Origin of the sequence: Pseudomonas sp. B21-015, assembly GCF_024749285.1 — a bacterium.
Classification (GTDB): domain Bacteria; phylum Pseudomonadota; class Gammaproteobacteria; order Pseudomonadales; family Pseudomonadaceae; genus Aquipseudomonas.
Window position 1 is genome coordinate 4,782,480 of the sequence record NZ_CP087196.1, and the last position, 21,993, is coordinate 4,804,472.

15 protein-coding genes and 1 pseudogene are annotated in these 21,993 nt (G+C 59.6%); 11 read left to right on the forward strand and 5 right to left on the reverse strand.

Features of this window, described 5'->3' with window-relative positions; all coding sequences use genetic code 11:
• Window positions 1–91: 91 nt before the first annotated feature.
• Together LOY38_RS21905 and LOY38_RS21910 are read left to right on the forward strand one after the other, a co-directional pair.
• On the forward strand, window positions 92–403 hold the full coding sequence (locus tag LOY38_RS21905) for an Mpo1-like protein (RefSeq protein ID WP_258697010.1): 312 nt from the start codon (window positions 92–94) through the stop codon (window positions 401–403).
• Window positions 404–481: 78 nt separating this feature from the next.
• A pseudogene (locus LOY38_RS21910) lies at window positions 482–1,073 on the forward strand (HD domain-containing protein).
• Window positions 1,074–1,214: 141 nt separating this feature from the next.
• Here the strand turns inward: LOY38_RS21910 and LOY38_RS21915 are convergent.
• Window positions 1,215–2,030 (reverse strand): UDP-2,3-diacylglucosamine diphosphatase, encoded by an 816-nt coding sequence (locus tag LOY38_RS21915; protein WP_258697011.1) that lies wholly within the window; start codon window positions 2,028–2,030, stop codon window positions 1,215–1,217.
• 149 nt (window positions 2,031–2,179) lie between these two features.
• Here LOY38_RS21915 and LOY38_RS21920 point away from each other — a divergent pair, with 149 nt between their 5' ends.
• Window positions 2,180–2,938, forward strand: coding sequence for an AraC family transcriptional regulator (locus LOY38_RS21920; RefSeq protein ID WP_258697012.1), 759 nt, complete (start codon window positions 2,180–2,182; stop codon window positions 2,936–2,938).
• 154 nt (window positions 2,939–3,092) lie between these two features.
• On the forward strand, window positions 3,093–3,986 hold the full coding sequence (locus LOY38_RS21925) for a DMT family transporter (RefSeq protein ID WP_258697013.1): 894 nt from the start codon (window positions 3,093–3,095) through the stop codon (window positions 3,984–3,986).
• Here LOY38_RS21925 and LOY38_RS21930 read toward each other — a convergent pair.
• From LOY38_RS21930 to recQ, 4 genes are all read right to left on the reverse strand, one after another.
• Complete coding sequence (locus tag LOY38_RS21930; RefSeq protein WP_258697014.1) at window positions 3,980–4,267, reverse strand: SelT/SelW/SelH family protein; 288 nt, start codon at window positions 4,265–4,267, stop codon at window positions 3,980–3,982. The two genes, LOY38_RS21925 and LOY38_RS21930, sit on opposite strands and share 7 nt — an antisense overlap.
• A 246-nt stretch (window positions 4,268–4,513) precedes the next feature.
• Window positions 4,514–6,334, reverse strand: coding sequence for a FimV/HubP family polar landmark protein (locus LOY38_RS21935; protein WP_258697015.1), 1,821 nt, complete (start codon window positions 6,332–6,334; stop codon window positions 4,514–4,516).
• 128 nt (window positions 6,335–6,462) lie between these two features.
• Complete coding sequence (locus LOY38_RS21940) at window positions 6,463–6,897, reverse strand: MarR family transcriptional regulator (RefSeq protein WP_258697016.1); 435 nt, start codon at window positions 6,895–6,897, stop codon at window positions 6,463–6,465.
• 119 nt (window positions 6,898–7,016) lie between these two features.
• Window positions 7,017–9,143, reverse strand: a complete 2,127-nt coding sequence (gene recQ, locus LOY38_RS21945; protein WP_258697017.1) for a DNA helicase RecQ — start codon at window positions 9,141–9,143, stop codon at window positions 7,017–7,019.
• 335 nt (window positions 9,144–9,478) lie between these two features.
• Between recQ and LOY38_RS21950 the strand changes: the two genes are divergently transcribed.
• From LOY38_RS21950 to LOY38_RS21980, 7 genes are all read left to right on the forward strand, one after another.
• Window positions 9,479–10,066, forward strand: coding sequence for a YecA family protein (locus LOY38_RS21950; protein WP_258697018.1), 588 nt, complete (start codon window positions 9,479–9,481; stop codon window positions 10,064–10,066).
• A gap of 10 nt (window positions 10,067–10,076) precedes the next feature.
• Entirely contained in the window at window positions 10,077–10,472 is a 396-nt protein-coding gene (locus LOY38_RS21955; RefSeq protein WP_258697019.1) for a YbaN family protein, read from the forward strand.
• A 204-nt stretch (window positions 10,473–10,676) separates the two neighbouring features.
• Entirely contained in the window at window positions 10,677–11,384 is a 708-nt protein-coding gene (lapG, locus tag LOY38_RS21960) for a cysteine protease LapG (protein WP_258697020.1), read from the forward strand.
• 22 nt (window positions 11,385–11,406) lie between these two features.
• Window positions 11,407–13,347 carry a cyclic di-GMP receptor LapD gene (gene lapD, locus LOY38_RS21965; RefSeq protein WP_258697021.1) on the forward strand — a complete coding sequence of 647 codons (1,941 nt, stop codon included), beginning with the start codon at window positions 11,407–11,409 and terminating at the stop codon, window positions 13,345–13,347.
• Between the two features lie 139 nt (window positions 13,348–13,486).
• Window positions 13,487–16,381 (forward strand): hypothetical protein, encoded by a 2,895-nt coding sequence (locus LOY38_RS21970; RefSeq protein WP_258697022.1) that lies wholly within the window; start codon window positions 13,487–13,489, stop codon window positions 16,379–16,381.
• A gap of 299 nt (window positions 16,382–16,680) precedes the next feature.
• Window positions 16,681–18,852, forward strand: a complete 2,172-nt coding sequence (locus LOY38_RS21975; protein ID WP_258697023.1) for a hypothetical protein — start codon at window positions 16,681–16,683, stop codon at window positions 18,850–18,852.
• A gap of 176 nt (window positions 18,853–19,028) precedes the next feature.
• Entirely contained in the window at window positions 19,029–21,962 is a 2,934-nt protein-coding gene (locus LOY38_RS21980) for an Ig-like domain-containing protein (protein WP_258697024.1), read from the forward strand.
• Window positions 21,963–21,993 lie beyond the last annotated feature (31 nt).

Genomic DNA, 21,993 nt, shown 5'->3' on the forward strand with positions numbered 1-21,993 from the left:
TCACTGGCTGATGCCAATGATCACTCTAGACTCAAATAAGCTACCCGCAGAACAACTTGTCGCCTGCACACACACCACAGAGATCGCAGTCGTGGAAAACATCAAACGATTCAACAGCTTCGCTGAGTTTTACCCGTATTACCTCAGCGAACACCGCAACAGCACTTGCCGACGACTGCATTTTGTCGGCACCACGCTGGTTATTTTCATTCTGGTGCTGACCATCGGCAAAGGCGCCTGGTGGATGTTGCTGGCCCTGCCGCTGGCCGGTTACAGCTTTGCCTGGGTCGGGCATTTCTTCTTCGAGAAGAATCGCCCTGCAACCTTTCAACATCCTCTTTACAGCTTGCTCGGCGATTTCGTCATGTACCGCGACATGCTTGTGGGTCGTGTGCCGTTCTAGGCTGTGCAGCCACTGCGACGCTGGATCCAGCGTCCTACACTCAAAACATCCCTTACGATCAGAACAAGAGGATAGCCGATGTATGCCCGCGCCCGTTTTACCCATATGCAGGACGGCACACAGGAAGACTGGGCGATCATCGCCTCAGATTTCAGCGCCTATGCCCGACAATTGCCGACACGGATCGTGGCGCACCTGAAGTTACTGGAGGGGGGATTTTGGCGGTTTCCCGGTGGATCGTCTGACCCACTCCCTGCAAACCGCCAGCCGTGCCTGGCGCGATGGTCGTGACGAAGAGTACGTGATCTGCGCCCTGCTCCATGACATTGGCGACACACTAGGCTCCTACAACCACCCGGACATCGCCGCGGCGATCCTCAAGCCGTTCGTCAACGCCGAGAACCTGTGGATGGTGGAGAAACACGGGATTTTCCAGGGCTATTACTTCTTCCATCACCTGGGCATGGACCGGCATTTGCGCGAGCAATTCAGCCGTCATCCGCAGTATCAGGCAACCATCGAATTTTGCGCCCGGTACGATGCGGCGGCGTTCGATCCGGCGTACGACACGCTGCCGCTGAGTTTCTTTGAGCCGATGATGGAGCGGTTGTTCGCGCAGCCGAAGAATTCAATTTACAAGGCTGCGATGGAAGAACACGCGTCAGCCTGATGTCGGGGACCGCTGCGCAGTCCATCGCGAGCACGCTCGCTCCCACAGTGGATCTACAGTGAGCCACCTATATTTGGCACACCACAATTCTAATGTGGGAGCGAGCCTGCTCGCGATGAGGCCAGCCCAGATACCTTGTTTTTAGGCTGGCTCCGCGACCTTCACCGCCTTCAACTCCGCCTCTCGCGCCTGGGCATCGGCCAACCGATACAACTCGATCGAACCGTCCCAATGCTCGATCAGCGCCGTGCACGACTCCACCCAATCCCCGCAATTGAGGTAATCCACCTCACCGACCTTGCGAATCTCTGCATGGTGAATGTGCCCGCACACCACCCCGTGCAACTCGCGTTTGACGCATTCGTGGGCGATGGCCTCTTCAAAATCGCTGATGAAGCTGACGGCGGTCTTGACCTTGTGCTTGAGGTACGCCGACAGCGACCAGTAACCGTAGCCATAACGGGCGCGCCAATGGTTGAGCCAGCGGTTGAGGGTCAGGGTGAACTCGTAGGCCGAGTCGCCGAGAAAAGCCAGCCAGCGATGGTAGCGGGTGATCACGTCGAACTGGTCGCCGTGAATCACCAGCAGATGACGGCCATCGGCGGTCACATGCACGGCTTCGTCCACCAGTTGGATATTGCCCAGCATCAGCTTGGAATATCGGCGCAGGAACTCGTCATGGTTGCCGGTGACGTAGATCACCTCCGTGCCGCGCTTGCTCATGGTCAGCAGGCGACGAATCACATTGGTGTGCGCCTGGGGCCAATACATGCCGCTGCGCAGTTTCCAGCCGTCGATGATGTCACCGACCAGGTAGATCTTGTCGGCGTGATAGCCCTTGAGAAACTGCGACAGGTGTTCGGCCTGGCAGTCCCGGGTGCCCAGATGCACATCGGAAATCCACAGGGTCCGCACACGTTGCTTACGGCTGGGTTTGGCGAGCTCGGCGCTGGTCATGGGCAACCCTCAGGACAAGTTTTGGCAAGCTTGCGCCGGTCGGGTTAATTGCCCATGACAATCGCAAGTCAGTCCTGTGACAACGCGCGAACGCGGGGCCTCGGTGTAGACTGACGACCTCACTCAGAAAAATCGCCATGAGACCTGCGATGAGACCGATCCTCACGCTACGCCAGTACACCCACGACCTGATCGTCCACAGCCACGACCACGCGCAACTGGTGTTCGGGCTGTCGGGCGCGCTGGATTTCGAGGTCGAGGGGCGCGGCAGTCAGGTGGTTCAGCAGAGTTTCGTGGTGGTGCCGTCCGGGGCGCATCATGCCTGCGACAGTGCCCATGGCAGTCGTTGCCTGGTGCTGGATGTGCCGAGCGAACAGTGGGTATCTCAGTCACTGGGGGACCACGCCGAGGCCAGCCGCCGCTTGCTCGACACTGCCGGACGCCTGTCGCTGGACGCCGGGCAAAGCCAACTGGTGAGTTGGCTGGCGGGCACTCAGATCAGTGATCCGCTGATCGCCCAGCAAGGCGCAGTGCTGTTGCTGGCCAGCCTCAACAACGCCAGACCCGACAGTGCGGGCGGTCGGCGCCTGCCGTATGCGGCGCTGAATGCTCACATCGATCAATACGCGGCCTATCCGCTGCAAGTTGCCGATCTGGCGCGCATTGCCGGCCTGTCCAGCGCTCGCTTGCATGCTCGGTTCGTGGCTGAATGCGGGCAGACACCGATGGACTACATTCGCAGTCGTCGGCTGCACATTGCCGTGGGCTTGCTGCGGGATTCGGCGCTGCCCATTGGCGAGATCGCTTGTCGGGTCGGTTACAGTTCCCAGAGCGCGTTCGCTGCCGCGGTGTTGCGCGAGTTCGGTGCCTCGCCCGGTAAATTACGACGCGAGGCTGGCGACAAATGACGCGAGTCTGGCGACAGACATAACCGGCTCAGCACGATTCAATGTAGGAGCTGCCGAAGGCTGCGATCTTTTCGGGATCGACAAAGATCAAGATCAAGAGATCGCAGCCTTCGGCAGCGCCTACACATGTGTTCGTTTGTCGTTAAGGACTGCAATGACTCCCCGTACCGCCCTTGGCGCTCTGCATATCGGTGCACTGATGTTCGGCCTGACCGGCGTGTTCGGCAAACTCGCCGCCGCCTCACCCGCAATCATCGTGTTCGGTCGTGCCGCGTTCGCCGTCCTCGCCCTGGCATTTTTCGCCCGGTTCGCCAGTAATACCCGTTGGCAGACACTCGACGCCGTGGACTGGCGCCGCCTGTTGCTCAGCGGCTTGCTGCTGACCGGGCACTGGGTGAGTTTCTTCATGGCGGTGAAGGTGGCCGGGGTGGCGATCGCGACCCTGGGCTTTGCCAGTTTCCCGGCGTTTACCGTGATCCTCGAAGGGCTGATTTTCCGTGAGCGCATCCGCGCCAATGAAATCCTGCTGGTGGTGCTGGTCAGCGTCGGACTGGTGCTGGTCACGCCGGACTTCGATCTGGCCAGCGGGGCCACCACCGGCCTGCTGTGGGCGGTGACTTCCGGCTTGCTGTTCGCCCTGTTGTCCCTGACCAACCGCGCCAGCTCCGGACGAATCCCGCCGGTGCAGGCCGCGCTGTGTCAAAACGTGGTGGTTGCGATCTGTCTGCTGCCAGTGGCGGTGCCACAGTTGAGCGAAGTACGCGCCATCGACTGGCTGTGGATCGGCCTGCTCGGGGTGTTCTGCACCGGCGTGGCCCACAGCCTGTTCGTCGCCAGCCTGGCGGTGATCAAGGCCCGGACCGCGTCAGTGGTGTTTGCGCTGGAGCCGGTTTACGGCATCACCCTGGCCTGGCTGTTGTTCGATGAAAACCCGACCCTGCGCATGCTGATCGGCGGCGCGTTGATCATCGTGGCCATCGTGGTTTCCAGCAGGCTCTCCGGCAGCTCAAGCAAGAACGCCGTGGCGGCGCAAGCCCCGTCTCACTGAGTGCGGTCGTTGTGGCCCAGGTCGCGGTCCGGATCGATCTGATCGCGGACCCGCTGCTTGAGCACCTTGGCCTCGGGGAAGCCGCCGTCGGCCTTGCGCTCCCAGAGCTGCACATCGTCACAGAAAATGTGAAAAATCCCGCCAGTGCCAGGCACCAGGGACACTTTGCCCAGGTCGTCACCGAAGGTGCTGAGCAACTCCTGGGCCAGCCAGGCGGCGCGCAGCAACCATTGGCATTGCGTGCAGTAGGTGATGACGATTTCCGGTTTACGTGTGGTCATGATGGGCAAAACTCCTGAGCCTGAGGGCGTCGCCATGATAGCCGCCTTTATCGCTCGCCCCGAGATCCATGCGCGCCATTTTCGGGCTTTGGCGAAGAGGCGGTCCCCGGGGCAAACGTTCCAGGCATCCTCAATAAAATGTGGGAGCGGGCTTGCTCGCGAAGCAGACGACGCGGTTTATCAGAAAAACCGTGTCATCGTTCTTCGCGAGCAAGCCCGCTCCCACATTAGATCTTCAAAACATCCCTATCGGATGCCGGCCAACAGCGTCCGGGCCGTTTCCTTGAGCGGCTCGTCGCCTTCCTTGAGCAACTCGTTGAGCAGCTCGATGGCGCTGTCCAGATCACCGTCGTCGATGCAGGTCTGAGCCTGCTCGAGTTTGCCCGCGCTGCTCGGCCCGGCCGGTTCAATATCCATCAATTCGGCATTCAGCGGCTCAAGCTCCAGCGGTTGGCCAGGATCGCCGAATTCGTTGAGAAAGCTGTCATCCAGAGATTGAGCGTCAGGTTCGGCGCCCCATTCAAGCTCAGGCTCGCCCAGCGTCGGCTCGTCGGGTATTTCGAAGACATCGGGCAACACATGCAGGTTCGAGGTGAACCCGGGCTCGACTGCCTGCGTTGGCTCATTCGACGGTTTGGCGCTGGACGATGAGTTTTCGAAGGGGCTGATCAGGTCCCAATTCGCATCCATCGACAGGTCATCAAGGTTCAACTGGAACTCATCGCTTGATGCCGCTTCAAGTTGCGCAGGCGTCGGTGGCGTCGCTGCCACCGCAGCGACCGCAGCGACCGCAGGTGCGGCGCCGATCAGTTTCGGATGGCGGGCGCGGATGTCCTGAAGTTGCTGTGCATCGAACCCGGCGTCTTGCAGGCTGCTTTCCTGCGCATCATAAGCCTGCACATCGCCCTGTTTACCGAGGACTTCCAGCAACTGCACGGCCAGATCGGTGCGCTGGGGTTCCCTGGCCAACGCGTCTCGCAACAAACCGGCTGCCTCGGACAAACGGCCGTACGCCAGGTAGATACCGACGCCTTCCAGCACGTCACCGGCGGGCGTCTCTTCGGCCGATCCGGCAACCGGTTGCGCCTGGGACGCCTGCCTCGCCGGTTCTGCTGTACGGTTGAGCACCGGTTCATGGCGCGACGGCGGCACGGGTAACGGCTCGGGCAAGGCCTGAACCTGCTGACGTTGTCGGCGAATGAACACTGCGAGCATTAACAAAGCCAGCAGCACCACCAACCCGGCGATCAACGGCCAATGGGTTGTTTCCGGCGTCTCGGCAACCACCGGGACCGGCGCCGTCACCTCGGGTGCGACCGGCGGCGCCGATGCCGACGCCTGTTTGACTTCCGCCAATTGGGTTTGCAGCTCGGTCACCTGTTTTTTCTGAGCGGCGATCTGCTCGTCCTGAGCCTGAAGCTTCGCGTGGAGTTCATCGAGAGTCTTTTGCAGCTGCTGGTTCTGCAGCACGCTGGTGGCCAGTTGCTCGGCAACAAGATCACTCGCCGGTGCGGCGGCGGTTTGATCGGCGGCAGGCTTGGGCGCCGAATCCTTCGCAGCAGGTGGCGGAGCAGCAGCCGGTTCGACGGACGGAAACTCGGAGGCCTGAGGGCGCGGCGCGGGGTCGTCATTGGCGGGAACAATCCCCGGTGAACCCGGCGGATCGATCAGCACCGTGTATTCGCGCAGCAAGCGCCCGTTGGGCTGATTGAGCTGCACCAGAAAATTCAGGAAGGGTTCCTTGACCGGTTTACTGGAAGTCACCCGGATCAGGCTGCGGTTGCCCCGCAGGATCGGTGTGAATTTCAGGTCGTTGAGGAAGAACACCCGCTCGACGCCGGCGCGGCTGAATTCCTCCGCCGTCGCCAGGCTGACCGACAGCTCGCCCTCCTCCAGACCACTGGCGTCCACCAGGGCGATGTCCGCCTTGAACGGCTGATTGAGCGCCGAATGCTGGGTGATGTCGCCCAACCCGAGCGCAGGGGCCAATGCCGAGTAAGTGAAGGCACCACCGACCAGCAGCAGCCTGGCGCAACACCGCAATACAACGTGCCAACTCTCGAGCATGAGCATCCCTTAGATAACCAGAACCAACCTGTACGCGTTCGTACATCCGGTACGAACACGATATTGCCTAGTAGTTCTTTATAGTCTGCCCAACGGGGTATCTCAAAAGTCCGGCGCGTGGTTGTGACTCAAGATTTTTCCAGGTTGGCCAGAATGTGCCCGTGGACACGCATACAGACCTTCAAATCCGCCTCATCGACACCTTCGAACAACTCGTGGCGCAGTTGAGTGGCAATGGTTTCAATTTGTTCGATCAACGGCCGGGCCGAGGCACAGAGGACGATTTTTTTCGCCCGGCGGTCTTCCAGCACGGACTGGCGTTGCACCAGGCCCTGACTTTCCAGGCTGTCGAGCAGCCGAGCCAGAGTCGGCCCTTCGACGCCGACGCTTTGCGCCAGTTCGCGCTGGGTCGGGGCATCATCGAAACGCGCCAGGTGCAGCAGCACCAGCCAGCGTGCCTGGGACAGACCCAGGCCAGCCAGTCGGCGGTCCAGTTCGGCACGCCAGCCTCGAGACATCTGGGCCAGTTGCATGCCAAAGCGGTGTTGATCGGTTAACGGCATAAAAAACTCATGGTTAGACTGAAATAGAGAAAAACTAATTATTAGTCAGCTAAGCATGACCTTTGGCTATAGGCAAGGTGTGCGCTGTACTGAATCGATACATCTGTGCGACAGGTCATTCAGATTTCGAATTCCGACTGCAGAGCGGCACGCACGCAATACAAAACACCTTCCGGCACCCGCCCTGCGAACAGCGCGGCAATCTCCGACACGGGCGGCAGTTCGCCTTCGCCGTCGAGGAAGGCGTCCTGGACTTCGCCCATCAAGTCTTCGGGCAGGTCCAGCGCCTGTTCCAGCGACAACTGCTGCTTGCCGATGGCCTCGGCGAGCATCGTGTAGACGTTCTTTTCCGAGCATTGCAACTGACCGGCGATCTGCAGGGGTGTCATGCCGGCCCGGGCGAGCGTGATCAGCTCGTGGCGCACATCGGCCACCACTTTCGGCGCCTCGACCTGACCGCCGAGCACTTCGAGGAAGGCCTCGCCGTAACGTTCCAGCTTGCGCGCGCCGACGCCGCTGACTGTGGCCATTTCCGCCAGCGAAGTTGGCTGGCTGCGGAGCATTTCCAGCAGCGTCGAGTCGGGGAAGATAACGTACGGCGGCACGCCATGCTCTTCGGCGAGTTTGCGGCGCAAGGCACGCAAGGCTTCCCACTGTTCGCGCTCTTCACCGCGAACCAGTTGGCTGGCCTGGCTCTTGCTGCTTTTGGCGGTGGTTTGCGGCTTGAGGTCGCGGCGCAGTTCCAGGGTCACTTCGCCCTTGAGCAACGGCCGGCAGGTGTCGCTCAGGCGCAGCCCGCCGTAGCCCTCGAGGTCGATGTCCGCCAGACCGCGGGCCACCAGCTGTCGGAACAACGAGCGCCATTCACTTTCGCCCAGCGCTTTGCCTACGCCGTATACCGACAAATGCTGATGGCCGAAGCTGCGGACCTTTTCGTTGTCCTTGCCCAGCAACACGTCCACCAGATGACCGACGCCGTAGCGCTGGCCGGTGCGGTAGATCGCCGACAGCGCCTGACGGGCCGGCTCGGTGGCGTCCCATGTCTGTACGCCATCGACGCAGTTGTCGCAGTGGCCGCAGGGCTCGGGCATGTCTTCGTCGAAGTACGCCAGCAGCGTCTGGCGGCGGCAGCGGGTTTCTTCGCAGAGCGAGAGCATGGCGTCGAGCTTGTGCTGTTCCAGACGCTTGTGGCGCTCGTCGCCTTCGGAGTTTTGCAGCATCTGCTTGAGCATCACCACGTCTTGCAGGCCGTAGGCCATCCAGGCATCCGCCGGCAGGCCGTCACGACCGCCGCGACCGGTTTCCTGATAGTAGGCCTCAAGGGACTTCGGCAGATCGAGGTGCGCCACAAAACGCACGTTGGGCTTGTCGATGCCCATGCCGAACGCCACGGTGGCGACCATGATCAGGCCTTCTTCGTTGAGGAAGCGCTTCTGGTGATGAGCCCGTGTGTCGTTGGGCAGGCCGGCGTGGTACGGCAACGCCGGGAAACCTTGCTCGCTGAGGAACACCGCCACTTCGTCGACCTTTTTGCGCGACAGGCAGTAAACGATGCCGGCATCGCTGCGCCGCTCGGCGAGAAACGCCAGCAACTGCTTGCGCGGCTGCTCCTTGGGCACGATGCGATAGAAAATGTTGGGGCGGTCGAAACTCGACAGAAAGCGCTCGGCATCCTGCAAATGCAGGCGATCGACGATTTCTTCCCGGGTGCGCTTATCGGCGGTGGCGGTCAGGGCGATGCGCGGGACGTTGGGGAACAGCTCCGCCAACTGGCCCAGTTGCAGGTATTCACGGCGGAAGTCGTGGCCCCATTGGGACACGCAATGCGCTTCGTCGATGGCGAACAGAGCAATTTCAAGGCTTTGCAGGAAGGCCAGCATCCGCGGCTGAACCAGACGCTCGGGCGCCAGATACAGCATTTTCACTTCGCCACGCTTGATCCGCGCCGCCAGATCACGCTGTTGTTCCGCGCTCAACGTAGAGTTCAACGCCGCCGCCGCAACGCCCAGCTCTTCGAGGGTCGCGACCTGATCGTCCATCAGCGCGATCAGCGGCGACACCACCACCGCCAGGCCCTCGCGCAGCAGCGCCGGCACCTGGAAGCACAAGGACTTGCCGCCACCGGTAGGCATCAGCACCAGGGCGTCGCCGCCACTGGCCACGCGCTCAATGATTGCACCCTGACGGCCACGGAAACGGTCGTAGCCGAAGATGTCCTTGAGGACGCGTTGAGCCTGTTCGAGCATAAAAACTCCAAAAATCACCGAAACATCCCTGCAAGGCTGGTTCAGAATCACGCAGGTTGCACTGACAAATCGTAAGTGCGCATTGCATGACGCTTCACATTTCAGCCCGGATGCCAGCAGGGCATCACAAAACGCGGGAGTATACCCGAGGCCTCCCCTGCAAAGGGCGCCGCTGATAAGACGCGCGCAAGCCAATGCAACGCTCCCACAGGGTTTTCTGTTGCCCCCAACCACAGATTCCATCACAAGGGGGCAAATATGCCGCGCGGCTGGCCTGAGCGCTCAAGAAGGCCTAGAATTCCCGCATCGTATATTCTCCCCAAGGTAGCCCTTTAATGTCCTTCGCTGAGCAACTAACCCGCCTGCAAGTCTTCCTCGACGCCGACGAGCTGCATGACGAGGCGCTGGACTATGTGGCCGCCCACGGCTACCTCACCGCGCTGTCGATCTGTTCCGAGAGCGTTCCCGACCGTGAATGGATCGATGCACTCTTCGCCGAAGAGCCGCACTACGCCGACGACACCGAGCGTGAAGCGATCGAATCCACCCTGCTGGCCCTCAAGGCTCACATCGCCCGCCAACTGGCGTCCGACGAAGAGTTCGAGCTGCCGTGCGACCTCGACCTGGGCGACGACCCGGACGACTCCGACCTGCGCGGCTGGTGCATCGGCTTCATGGAAGGCGTGTTCCTGCGCGAAGCGGCCTGGTTCGAAACCGCCGAAGACGAAGTCAGCGAAATGCTGCTGCCGATCATGGTCGGTTCGGGTCTGTTCGACGAACAGCCTGAGTTCTCCGACATCGCGGCCGACGCCAACCTGATGGACGACATGATCGTGCAGATCCCGGAAGCCCTGACCGCGCTGTACCTGCTGTGCAACGCGCCAGACGAAAAACCGGCGATCCTCAAGCCACGTCACCACTAAGGTTTTGCCTATGGACAACCCCATAGGCAACCGCCCCCTGATGTTGCGCTACGTGCTGCTGGCCATCGGCTGGCTGAGCGTAGCGTTGGGGGTGATCGGGATTTTCCTGCCGGTACTGCCCACCACGCCATTCCTGTTGCTGGCGGCCGCCTGTTTCGCCCGCAGTTCGCCGCGTTTCTATCACTGGCTGGTTGAACATCCGCGGCTTGGGCCGTGGGTTCGCGACTACCTGAGCGGCAACGGCATCCCGCTCAAGGGCAAGGTCTACGCCATCGGGTTGATGTGGGCGAGCATCCTGTTCTCCTGCTACCTAGTGCCCCTGCCTTGGGCGCGGGGGTTCATGCTGACCAGTGCAGTGCTGGTGACGATTTATATCCTCAAGCAGAAAACCCTGCACAAATCTTGAGATTGATCGTTCCCACGGTCCCCGTGGGAACGCCGCCCGGGACGCTCCGCGTCCCCTTCGCCGGTGTGACGCAGAGCGTCACAGGATGCATTCCCACGCAGAGCGTGGGAACGATCATCAACTCTGCCCCTTCGTCCGACGACCTGCCCTTCCTCACTGAAAACACCGCCTAGACTTCAGACATCTGCACCCGAGCAGCCAGACATGTCCCGCAGTCCGCGTAGTCCAGGATGGTCAACGCTCCGGCTTCGGTTCGGCGGATGGCTGCTGCTGGCGAGTTTTCTACTGGCCGGTTTGGGCAGTGTCTGGGCCGACTGGGATTTTGCGCAGATTCTGCAAACGGCTGAAAAACGCCACGGCCCCCTTGGCCCGGCCCGGGGACGGATCGAGGCCTGGAGTCAAATGCTGCAGAGCGAACGCAACCTGCCTGAGCGCGAACAACTGAACGCGGTCAATCGCTTCTTCAATCAACAACTGAGTTTTCAGGACGACATGCGCATCTGGCGTCAGACCGACTATTGGGCCACGCCAGTGGAATCGCTGATCAAGGCCGCTGGCGACTGTGAAGACTACGCCCTGGCGAAATATTTCAGCCTGCGCCACCTCGGAGTTCCCAGCGAAAAACTGCGCATCACCTACGTCAAGGCCCTGACCCAGAACCAGGCGCACATGGTGTTGACCTTCTACAGCATCCCCACGGCCGATCCTCTGGTGCTGGACAACCTGATCGACGAGATCCGCCCCGCCTCCCAACGCAAAGACCTGCTGCCGGTGTACGCCTTCAACGCCGAAGGCCTGTACTTGCCCGGGGCCAACGGCGGTAAACGCAGCAGCGACTCGAAAAAACTGTCGCGCTGGCAAGACGTATTGAAAAAGATGCAAATCGAAGGGTTCGCCGTGGGCGAAGGCTAGCCGCCACAGCAAGGAGCGTTTTATGTCACTGCGCAAACAGTTGTTTCTCGCCATTTGCCTGTTCTTGCTGGTGGCCTTCAGCGGCAGTTTTTTTGTCAGCCTGGAAAGCTCTCGCGAACAGATGCTCGGCCAGTTGCGCTCCCACGCCCAGGACGCCGCCACGGCGTTGGGTCTTTCGCTGACGGCGCAGATCGACGATCCGGCGATGATCGAATTGATGGTCAGCTCGATTTTCGACAGCGGCTATTTCAGCAGTATCCGGGTCGTCAATAGGGTGGATGAACAGGTGTTGGTGGAACGCAGCGCACCGGCGCAAATCGAGGGCGTTCCAGACTGGTTCGTCAGTCTGGTCAACCTGCGCCCACAGGGCGGCGATGCGCTGATCATGCGTGGCTGGGAGCAGGCGGCACGGGTCGAAGTGCTGAGCAATCCGCAATTCGCCCTGGCCAAACTCTGGGACAGCACCCTTGGCAGCCTGATCTGGCTGCTGATTTGCGGGCTGCTCAGCGCCGTGTTTGGTGGCTGGCTATTGCGCCGGCAATTGCGGCCGCTCGACAACATGGTCAAACAGGCTGAAGCGATCAGCAAACGCGAGTTCCGCAGTTTGCCGAAACTGCCGCGCACACCGGAACTCAAACGCGTGGTGCTGGCCATGAACCAAATGGTCGAAAAACTCAAAGCGTTGTTCGCCGAAGAGGCCGCGCGCAGCGAAAAGCTGCGCGCCGAATCCTATCAGGACAACCTCACGGGCCTGGCCAACCGGCGCTTGCTGGATGAACAACTGGCCGACCAACTACTGGTATCCGAGCAAAGCCGCGACGGTCATTTGTTGATGCTGCGGATCAACGACCTGATCGGCCTCAACCAACGTCTGGGCGGCCAGCGCACCGATGCCTTGATCAGCGCCGTCGGCGAATTGCTCACGCGCCTGACGCAACCAGCGGAACGTCGCACCTGGCTCGCGGCGCGCAATCGCGGTGGCGAATTCAGTTTGCTGACCCCAGGCCTGGACAGTAAGGGTGCCGCACGCCTGGCTTCGGAAATCAGCGCCACCCTGGAAAACCTGCGCCTGACCGGCGCCAGCGATTGCATGCCGGTGGCGCACCTGGGCATGGTCGCCTATCACCCCGGCGAGGCGACCGGCGACGTGCTGCTGCGCCTCGATCAGGCACTGACCCAAGCCCGGCAACACCCCGAACGGCCGTGGATATATCTGGCCCACTCCGATAATGCGCTCAACCAGTCCCAATACGACTGGCGCAACTGGATCGACGACGCGCTGACCGAGGGCAAGATGCAGCTGTATTTCCAACCGGTGGTGCAGTGCGCCGACACCAGCCAGGTGTTGCATCACAAAGTCCTGGCGCGCCTGCTCGACCCTCAGGGCGAGGCGATTGCCGCCGGGCATTTCCTGCCATGGATCGAACGCCTTGGCTGGTCGGCGCGGTTCGATCTGGCGATGCTCGAAACCACCCTCGAATACCTCGCCGCCAACCGTTGGCCACTCGCACTGAGCCTGTCCGGCAGCACCCTGCGCGATCAGGCTCAGCTGAAACTGATCTGCGACCTGCTTGAATCACTGCCCGAACTGGCGCCGCTGCTGACCCTGGAAATCGACGAACGCCAACTGCCGCCCCCCGAAGAACTGCAACGCCTGAGCCATAGCCTGCTCAACACCGGTTACCGCATCGGTTTGCAGCACTTTGGCGGCAGCTTCAGCCAGATCGGCAACCTGACGCAACTGGGGCTGGCCTACCTGAAAATCGACGGAGCGTACATTCGGGGAATTGATGAGCAGAGTGACAAGCGCTTGTTCATCGAGGCGATTTTCCGGGCGACCAACAGCATTGATCTGCCGTTGATTGCCGAGATGGTGGAGACGCAGGGGGAGTTGGAAGTGATTCGGGAGCTGGGGTTGTTTGGGGTAATGGGGCGGTTGATTGGGCCGCCGGAGCCGATGTGAGGGATTCGACCGCTCATCTTAAACCTGTGTACTCCTGTCAGATCCGACAGTAGGCAAACATTCGCGCTGACTATCTAATCCATCCATATCGGTGCCGCCCATTCGGGAGGCCAGGCGCCTCTATGGAAGGAACGCATTCATGAACAGCCCAGTGACAAACGCTGCCCCAGCCTCCAATGGACAAATCGTTGTATTCCCGCCCGATCGCGGCATCGGTGTGCTGGCCGTAGACCGACCCTTCCCACCGGGTTACAAACCGCAGGGCGACGGTGCTTTGGGGATCAACATCAACATGGTGCACGGCGACCGTGACGGCTTGCTGGTCTACATCCTGGCCTACCTGAATATGGCCGTCGGCGACCACATCAAGGTTTATATCGAAACAAAAAACGCGCCCGTCACTGAGTTCCCGGTCACCGACGCGCATTTCGATGCTGAAGGGAACGCAAAAAACATTCCGTTCCATATCTCGGCCAAAGACATGGAAGCCAGGTTTCTGCCTCTGCAGCCCGAGAACAAGGACTTCTGGTTCGAAGTTCAGCGCGTGAGCGACAACGCCGAAAAATCACCGCCTGTTCCGTTGTTCTACAAATACCCGGCGCCCGGCGAAGCGGACACTGACGGCGGCAAGCCATTCAACCAGGGCCTCAAGTTGCCCGTTGCCTCGGAGAGCTTCGTCGATCAGACCGTGATCGATGACGGCATGTTCGTAACCGTGCCGGAGTACTTCAATCAGTCCATCGGTGATGTGGTGGTGCTTGCCTTCGGATCCCTGCTCCTGGAGAGCACCGTCACCGCGCTAGGTGATGTTGTCTTTGAGCTGACACCAGAAATGCTCGCCACCCTGAAGCCCACCAACAGCCTGGTGGTGCGCTGGGAAGTATTCGACGTGGTGGAGAACTCCAGCGGCTGGTCGGATGCACTCATCCTCTCTTTCAAACCTGGCGTCGTGTTGCTGGCTGCACCGATTTTTGCACAGGCCGACCCCGACAACGTGGTGCATCACGATGGGCTCGCGGGTGGTGCCATGACGGTGCTAGTCACCGGGGTATTTGCAAAAGATGATCTGATCGAACTGACCCTGGAAGGACTCACGAAAGGTGGCGCCCCAGTCACCCACACCTATAGCCGGACGCTGACTGCCGCCAGCAGGACAGTGGATTTTCCGGTCGAGAATGAGCGGGTACGAAACTTGATCGGGGGCTCCTTGCACGCGTCCTACAGGTTGATCAAAGCCAGCAAGACCCAGCTCTCGAAACCCGCCGATGTCACCATCACGGGCACATCCCAGCCATTGGGCCTGCCGATTGTCGAACCGCTGGCAGACAACAAACTGCCGGTCGACACCGCCATGGCCACGGTGCGGGTCGCTGAATATTGGCCCTTGAAAAAAGGAGCTACGGTCGAAGCTCGCTGGCAAACCACCGATCAGGACGGGATTGTGGCCCTGTTCATTTTCCGACTGATCGTCACCGACCCGACACAGCCGGTCACCTTTCAAGTGCCCGCCAAATACATCGCGCCCTACGCCAATACCCCATTGACGGTGCAATGCATGATCACCAATCCGGGTGAGGTGCAGGTGTTTTCCGAATGGCTGCAATTGATGATTGGCGAAGAAGCGAAGATCGAGTTGCTGCCGCCACTTCTGGTCAAGCCGGCCGCCAATCCGATCGACCCGTTAGGTGATCTTCCGACGGTGCGGGTCGAATTTCTGGCGGCGATTGCACAAGACCGGGCGAGGCTGGTGGAAAGGAAAGCGCCGGTCGGCTCCCAGCCCTTCCCGCTTACTCTTCTGAACAAGAACAAGCGCGCCAACTTTTTGCTGAACCGGGAGTTTCTTGTAGCCCGTCAAGGCACGTCGCTTGAGTTGTTCTGGAACTTGAATCGTGACGGGAAAAAAGTCACGTCATCGGAATCATTGGCCTTGACGCTCAAGCCGATTGCGGCCGAAGACTCGCGGTTTCCAACACCGGGGATTGAGGGAGCCACCACGGAGCTGGACGTGACCACGCTGCTACCCACTGCGCAGCTCACCGTGGCCGAATGGCTGGGTCAGGCGTCGGGGCAGTGTGTCTGGTTGCGGTACGACGGTTTCGACGCCAATGGTGCAGCGGTTTCTCTGGAGCTTTTTAAAGGAGAAGCGCACAACGGATCATCGGGATTCAGTTGTCCGGCGCAAGTAGACTGGTTGAGCGCACTTGGGCACGGAACTGTGTTGACCATCAGTTTCAAGGTGAATTTTAACCAGAAGGCAAATTTTACGACGGCAGTGTCTTTTCCTAAGCGCACCTATACCGTCAAGGCAGTTGAACTGGTACAACCGACCATCGAGTTGGTGAAAACTTCCAAAGGCGATGTCATTCCGGACAAAGGAAACACATTTGAGAGCAACCTGAATGTGAGCGGAACCGCATCGAAAAACCTAACTGTCGAACTTTTTGTCCAAGGAAACTCCAAAGGCGTGTGGCCAGTCGACGGAATGGGAAAATGGCAAACTTCGCCACTCTCTTTTTCCGAGGGAGATAATACTTTAATAGCCAAAGCGAAGTACGGCACAGAACCGGAATCTGAAAAACGAAACTTCATTATCAAGCCGACCCTGAAAGATGAACTGACCACATTTAGGAGCGGAACATTCGAAGGGTGGGTACGTGGCCCCATCACAGACCCGAGAGATTTGCGTATTATTTCGCACCAAGGCCGTAACGTACTGTTCAACAATACTTACAGCAGCTTGGCAGGCATCTTCCTAAAAAAATCCTTTCCGAATTTTAAAATAGGACAGCGTTATCAATTTTCCATTGAAGCCATCAGAATCGACGTGGGTGGGGGCAACGTTGCACCTGTAATTTCTTTGAGTACCAGTCAAGGCCCGCTGACCGGAACCTCTGCCCTTACAATAAACTGGACAGCACTGTCTGGAGTATTCACTGCACAAACCAATTCTTTGGAATTGTACATAAATACTCATCAGGCAACTCATGTCAGCAATGATTACGCAGTGGTAAATCTACGTATAAGAGCCATCTGAGAAACGGTGTAGAAAACGGGGGCGAATTTATTTATTCGCCCCTTCCTTACCCAGCTTGGGTGAGCAATCAACGATCGGGTTTAGCAGCCCGACTTTGATCAAGGACGCATAAGGAGCGTCACTATGTCCAAAGGCACACCCAATCCCCTGATACCGATATCGTTTCCGAAAGTAAAGACTGACCACTCGTCTAAAACCGTGCGCATTCTGTCAGATCTGACAGTAGTCAGTCTTCCCAGCCTGGTGTGTGATCAACCTCGTCCCGAAAGGACTCAGGACTTGTCACCTTCCAGGAGAACATGATGGATATCCAGTCCGCCGCGTTGAACGAACTGTTTGTGCTGTATCCGGTAATCATCCCGGGATGGGTGTCCCCGGTGAAACCTGCCTACATCGCTCACGGCGGCATTCCCAAATCCCTTTACGATGGCCAGCCCAAGGGCCTTGAGTGTCTGGTCGACCCATGGACCGAGGCATGCGCCCGGACACTGGCGGTGGATGACCGCGTTGATTTGTACATCAACAACGACCCCACCCCCGTGACCGGCAAGACTGTCGATCCGGGAGAGGAGCGACTGCGCATGCGCCTGTACGTGCCTCACGGGCGGCTGCGCCATGGCGTCAACAGACTCCATTACAAAGTCACCCGACCCAGTGGCATCGTCAAACCCTCTCGGGATTTGAATGTGCTGTATCACCTGCGCTCCCCCGGTGAACCTGCGCCGCAAAGCCTGAGTCTGGTGATCCCGCCCGACGTTATCACGTATGGGGTGAGCGCCGAGTGGGCGGTGCGAGGCGTGACGTTCGGGTTCGATTATGCCAACCGACGAACCCACGACCGCATTCGCTTTCTGCTGGGCGATGTGACGGTTGAATGGGAGGTACTCGACACCTCGGTGCCGGAGACCAGAACACTGTTCACCGACACGTTCCAGCACGTGGGTGACAACCCGAACACGCTGGTCGACTTCGTGGTGTTCGACCAATTGGGCAACTTCAGCCAGTCGCCCACCAAGCGCCTGGATATTCACCTCGATCGTCTTGCGCTATCGGCCCCGACCGTCAAGGGCATGACCGGCACCCACTTCAACCCCACTCAACCGGAAGTCAGGGTAGTGGTGCCTCAAGGCTCGCTATTGCCCAGCGACAAGCTGACCGTGATCTGGAAAGGTGCCAGCGATGTCCCGACGGGTTCCTACATCAGCCCGCAACGCCCGGTCAGCGCCGGGCTGGAAATTGCGGTGCCCCGTTCGATGCTGGCCTACAGCCTGAACAAAACCGTCACCGTCAGCTATGTCATCGAACGCAACGGCAAACCCTCCACCTCACCGCCCCTGAATCCGAACATTCTTGCGCTGTCGCCGACCGCCTTGATTCCACCCAAAATTCTTGAGGCCGATGCCAACAACCTGCTGGACGTGATCGCGCTCGGTACTGCAAACGCCACAATCCATGCGTTGCCTTGGACGCTGATTGAAGCAGGCCAACCGTGCTGGCTGAGTCTGGAGGGCCATAGGGTGGACGGTACGGCGCATAACTTGCAGCTGTGGAATGGCCTCCCGGCACAGGTCAATGCAATGTGGGTCAACCAGGGATTCTGGCCCGCAGCACTGGCCAGCAACTACCTTAAGCAACTCGGGCCGGGCTCCACGCTGACGATCAAGTTCAAGGCGTCGCTGGACAAAAGCAATGACCCGGCCAAAGCCACGGTGTTTCCGGATCGCCTGTACACGATCAAGGCTCTGCCGTGGGTGAGCCCGACCATTACCTCAGTCAAAGGTGGTTCTGCCAGCGGCCCGGAGATTCCTCACGGCACCTCCACCCACCATACAACGCTTGTGTTGAAAGGCAGGGCGAGCGCCAACAAGAAGATCGATCTGTTCGACAAGGGCGCTTTCAAAGCCACGGTCAACATTGGCCCGACGCAAGAATGGACGCATACACTGACCAGCCTGGCGCAGGGGGATCATGGTTATTCGGTGACACCCAACTCTGCCAATCGGCCGGGATCGACAGCGAGAACGCTTAAGATCTTTGTTCCACTATCGGACGAGGTGACTCGGTTCAAGAACGGCCTGAACGGATGGGAAATCGGACCTGCCGCAAGAGATCCTAAAGATATTGCCCTTGGTACTTACCATGGGCGTACCGGGTTGACTAACAGCACGCATACCAATAATTGCGCTGGAGTGGTTTTACACAAGTCATTTTCAAACCTGATCATCGGCCGGACGTATGAATTCAGCATTCTGGCTGCCAATGGAGAAGGGCCTCACCTGGCTGTGTTTTCACTGCAGACAAATGCGGGGACGACAACCGGGCAATTTACGCCTCCCCGGCACACCTGGTCACCTTACTCAGTCAGGTTCACAGCTCAATCATTGCCGATAACATTGTCAGTGGTCAGTCATGTGGCGACGAGAGACGCAAATGACTATTTCTTGACTGAGCTGCGGATAAAGGCTGCGTGAAGAAGGACCGGGCTTCACCAGATCAATCAAAAGATCGCAGCCTTCGGCAGAGACTGACTGCTCTTCTTAAATCGTGCACTACCTGTCAGATCTGACAGTAGCCAGTCTTCCCAGCCTGATATGTGATACCCGCGTCCCGAGAGGACTCAGGACTTATCACTTTCCAGGAGAGCAGGATGGATATCCAATCCGCCGCGTTGAACGAATTTTTTGTGCTGTATCCCGTAATCATCCAGGGTTGGGTGTCCCCGGTAAAACCTGCCGACATCGCTCACGGCGGCATTCCCAAAGCCCTTTACGACGGCCAGGCCCAGGGCCTTGAATGCCTGGTCGATCCCTGGACCGAGCTGCAGCTGCGCTCCTGGATCATGGCGGCCGATGATCGCGTGGATTTGTATGTCAACGGCGATCCCACCCCCGTGACCGGCAAGACTATCGCTTCGGGGGAGGAGCAACTGCGCGTGCGTCTGTACCTGCCGCACGGTTACCTGATGCAGGGCGTCAACCGGCTGCATTACAAAGTCACCCGACCCGGTGGCAACGTCGAACCGTCTCGGGATTTGAATGTGTTGTACCACCTGCGGCCTGCGGACAACCTGGATCTGGTGATCCCGGCCGACGTGCTCAAGGATGGCGTCAGCGCCGCACGGGCGGCGCAAGGGGTAGAGTTCGGGTTCACCTATGCCAACCGGCGCAACCATGACCGCATCGAATTTCTGCTGGGCGACACCCAGGTCAGGTTCGACGTTCCCGACGGCACCGCGCCGATCACCCACACACTGTTCACCGACACGTTCCAGAAGGCGGGCGACAACCCGAGTGCTGTGGCCGAGTTCTATGTCGTCGACCAGTTGGGCAACCGGGTCAAATCCCCGGAGAAGCGGCTGGACATTCATCTCGACCGACTGGACCTGTCGGCCCCGACCGTCAAGGGCCAGACCGGTACCAACTTCAGCCCGACCCAGCCGGAAGTCCGGGTGCTGGTGCCGCAGGGCTCATTGTTGCCCAGCGACAAGCTGAGCGTGATCTGGAAAGGTGCCACCGATGTACCAGCGGGGTCATACCCCAGCCCGCAACGTTTGGTCAGTGCCGGGCTGGAAATTGCGGTGCCCCGTTCGGTGCTGGCCTACAGCCTGACCAAAACCGTCACCGTCACCTATGTCATCGAACGCAACGGCAAACTCTCCCCTTCACTGCCCCTGAATCTGAACATTCTTGCGCTGCCGGCGACGGCGCTGACCCCGCCGAAGATCGTCGAGGCTGACGCCAACAACTTTTTGGACGTGATGGCGCAGGGCAGCAAAAACGCGACCATTCACGCTCTGCTCCACACGCTGATCGAAGCGGGCCAGCCATGCTGGTTGAGTCTGGAAGGCAAGAAGGCGGACGGCACGGCGCACAACCTGGCGCTGTGGAACGGCCTCCCGGCCCAGGTCAACACCACCTGGATCAACCAGGGATTCTGGCCCGCCGCGCTGGCCAACAGCTATCTCAAGCAACTCGGGCACGGCACCACGCTGACGATCAAGTTCAAGGTGTCGCTGGACAAGAGCAACAACCCGGCCACGGCCACGGTGTTTCCGGATCGCACCTATACCATCAAGGCCGTGGAGCTGGTGGTGCCGACCCTCGACAACGTATTGGACGCCGGCAACAAGGAAGTGCTGCAGGGCGGGCTCACCGTGAGCACCACGCTGAAGCTGAAGGGCACCGCCGCCAAGGGTCAGCCCGTCGAGATTTTCGACGGCAGCGGCGCGAGCGCGGTATCCAAGGGCACGGTGAGCGCCAACCCGACGACAGGGATTTGGGAACACACGATCACCGTTCCGGTGGGCGGTCGCCGCTTGTATGCCCAGTCGCGGTATCACCCCACCTCCGTTTATTCCAACGTGCGCACCCTGACCGTGACGGCGGTGGTTGCACCGACTATTTCCTCAGTCAAAGGCTCCCCGAGCGGGGTCGAGATCCCCAATGGCGGCACCACCGTCGAAACCAGCGTGACCCTGACCGGCACCGCGAGCAAGGGGCAGTCCGTCGAGATCTTCGACGGCAGCGGCGCGAGCGCGGTGTCCAAGGGTACGGCGACTGCCCATCCGACGACGGGGGACTGGGAGCGCACGATCACCGTGCCGGTGGGTGGTCGCCGCTTGTATGCCAAATCGCTGTATCACAGCACCGCGACCTACTCCAATGTGCACCTGTTGACGGTGGTCGCCGTCGTGTCGCCGACCATCACCTCAGTGAAGGGCGGCTCCGCCAGCGGCCCCGAGATTCCCAATGGCACCTCCACCACCGCGACCACGTTCGTGTTCACTGGTAAGGCGAGCGCCAATCAGAAGATCGAACTGCGTGACAAGGGCGCAGAGAAAGCCACGATCCCCGTTGGCCCGACAGGCAATTACTCGCATACCCTCACCGACCAGGCGCAGGGGGATCACAGCTACACGGTTAAAGCGACTTACGGGGCGTTGCCGGAATCAGCGGCCCGGACGTTGAAGGTAGTGGCAGGACTGTCTGCCGGTAATGATAGAACGCTTGTTCTTTCCGGCTTCATTGTTGCCCAAGATCGCGCACCAAGAAACTTTCCAGCAGCCGCTATCTTTACGCAACAAGCAAGTGGCGGCCTGAGCCCATACAAGAGTTACACGTCGAACAATCCGAGCGTCGCCAGTGTGACAAACCAAGGTACAGTCACCTGCAAAGCCAATGGAACTGCGACCATTACCGTTACGGATTCCGCCAATGCCACAGCAAGTTACATTGTGCAGGTCAGCGGAATCAAAACCATGCTTAGAAATGACGCTACCTGGCGCACATGGCCAGAAGCCTATAACTACTGCCAAGCCAGGGGCGGCCGCTTAGCCACACTGAGCCAAATGCAGGCGTTCTATAACCTCTATGCCCGAGAAGGAGGGAATGTCGCAGCGTTACTGGGGTGGCCGCTCATACAAAATCACCCCAGTGCGTTGTTTGGCGCTTGGGTGGCGGATGGGGGTGGAGGTTCACATTATTTTTTCAACCTTACCGGAACTCTGGCCCACGGCTATAACGCTCCATATGGTCCCCATGGTGACGGCTATAGACGACCGGCGTTGTGCCTGATTGGTTGAGTATCAGCCAACCACTCTATCGACTGGAAGT

Excerpts from the sequence above, each read along its gene's own strand:
- LOY38_RS21975 (WP_258697023.1), top strand. The coding sequence starts at position 16,681 with ATGATGGATATCCAGTCCGCCGCGTTGAACGAACTGTTTGTGCTGTAT.
- LOY38_RS21920 (WP_258697012.1), top strand. The coding sequence starts at position 2,180 with ATGAGACCGATCCTCACGCTACGCCAGTACACCCACGACCTGATCGTC.
- LOY38_RS21955 (WP_258697019.1), top strand. The coding sequence starts at position 10,077 with ATGGACAACCCCATAGGCAACCGCCCCCTGATGTTGCGCTACGTGCTG.
- LOY38_RS21970 (WP_258697022.1), top strand. The coding sequence starts at position 13,487 with ATGAACAGCCCAGTGACAAACGCTGCCCCAGCCTCCAATGGACAAATC.
- LOY38_RS21915 (WP_258697011.1), bottom strand. The coding sequence starts at position 2,030 with ATGACCAGCGCCGAGCTCGCCAAACCCAGCCGTAAGCAACGTGTGCGG.
- lapG (WP_258697020.1), top strand. The coding sequence starts at position 10,677 with ATGTCCCGCAGTCCGCGTAGTCCAGGATGGTCAACGCTCCGGCTTCGG.
- LOY38_RS21940 (WP_258697016.1), bottom strand. The coding sequence starts at position 6,897 with ATGCCGTTAACCGATCAACACCGCTTTGGCATGCAACTGGCCCAGATG.
- LOY38_RS21950 (WP_258697018.1), top strand. The coding sequence starts at position 9,479 with ATGTCCTTCGCTGAGCAACTAACCCGCCTGCAAGTCTTCCTCGACGCC.
- LOY38_RS21980 (WP_258697024.1), top strand. The coding sequence starts at position 19,029 with ATGGATATCCAATCCGCCGCGTTGAACGAATTTTTTGTGCTGTATCCC.
- recQ (WP_258697017.1), bottom strand. The coding sequence starts at position 9,143 with ATGCTCGAACAGGCTCAACGCGTCCTCAAGGACATCTTCGGCTACGAC.
- lapD (WP_258697021.1), top strand. The coding sequence starts at position 11,407 with ATGTCACTGCGCAAACAGTTGTTTCTCGCCATTTGCCTGTTCTTGCTG.
- LOY38_RS21925 (WP_258697013.1), top strand. The coding sequence starts at position 3,093 with ATGACTCCCCGTACCGCCCTTGGCGCTCTGCATATCGGTGCACTGATG.
- LOY38_RS21935 (WP_258697015.1), bottom strand. The coding sequence starts at position 6,334 with ATGCTCGAGAGTTGGCACGTTGTATTGCGGTGTTGCGCCAGGCTGCTG.
- LOY38_RS21930 (WP_258697014.1), bottom strand. The coding sequence starts at position 4,267 with ATGACCACACGTAAACCGGAAATCGTCATCACCTACTGCACGCAATGC.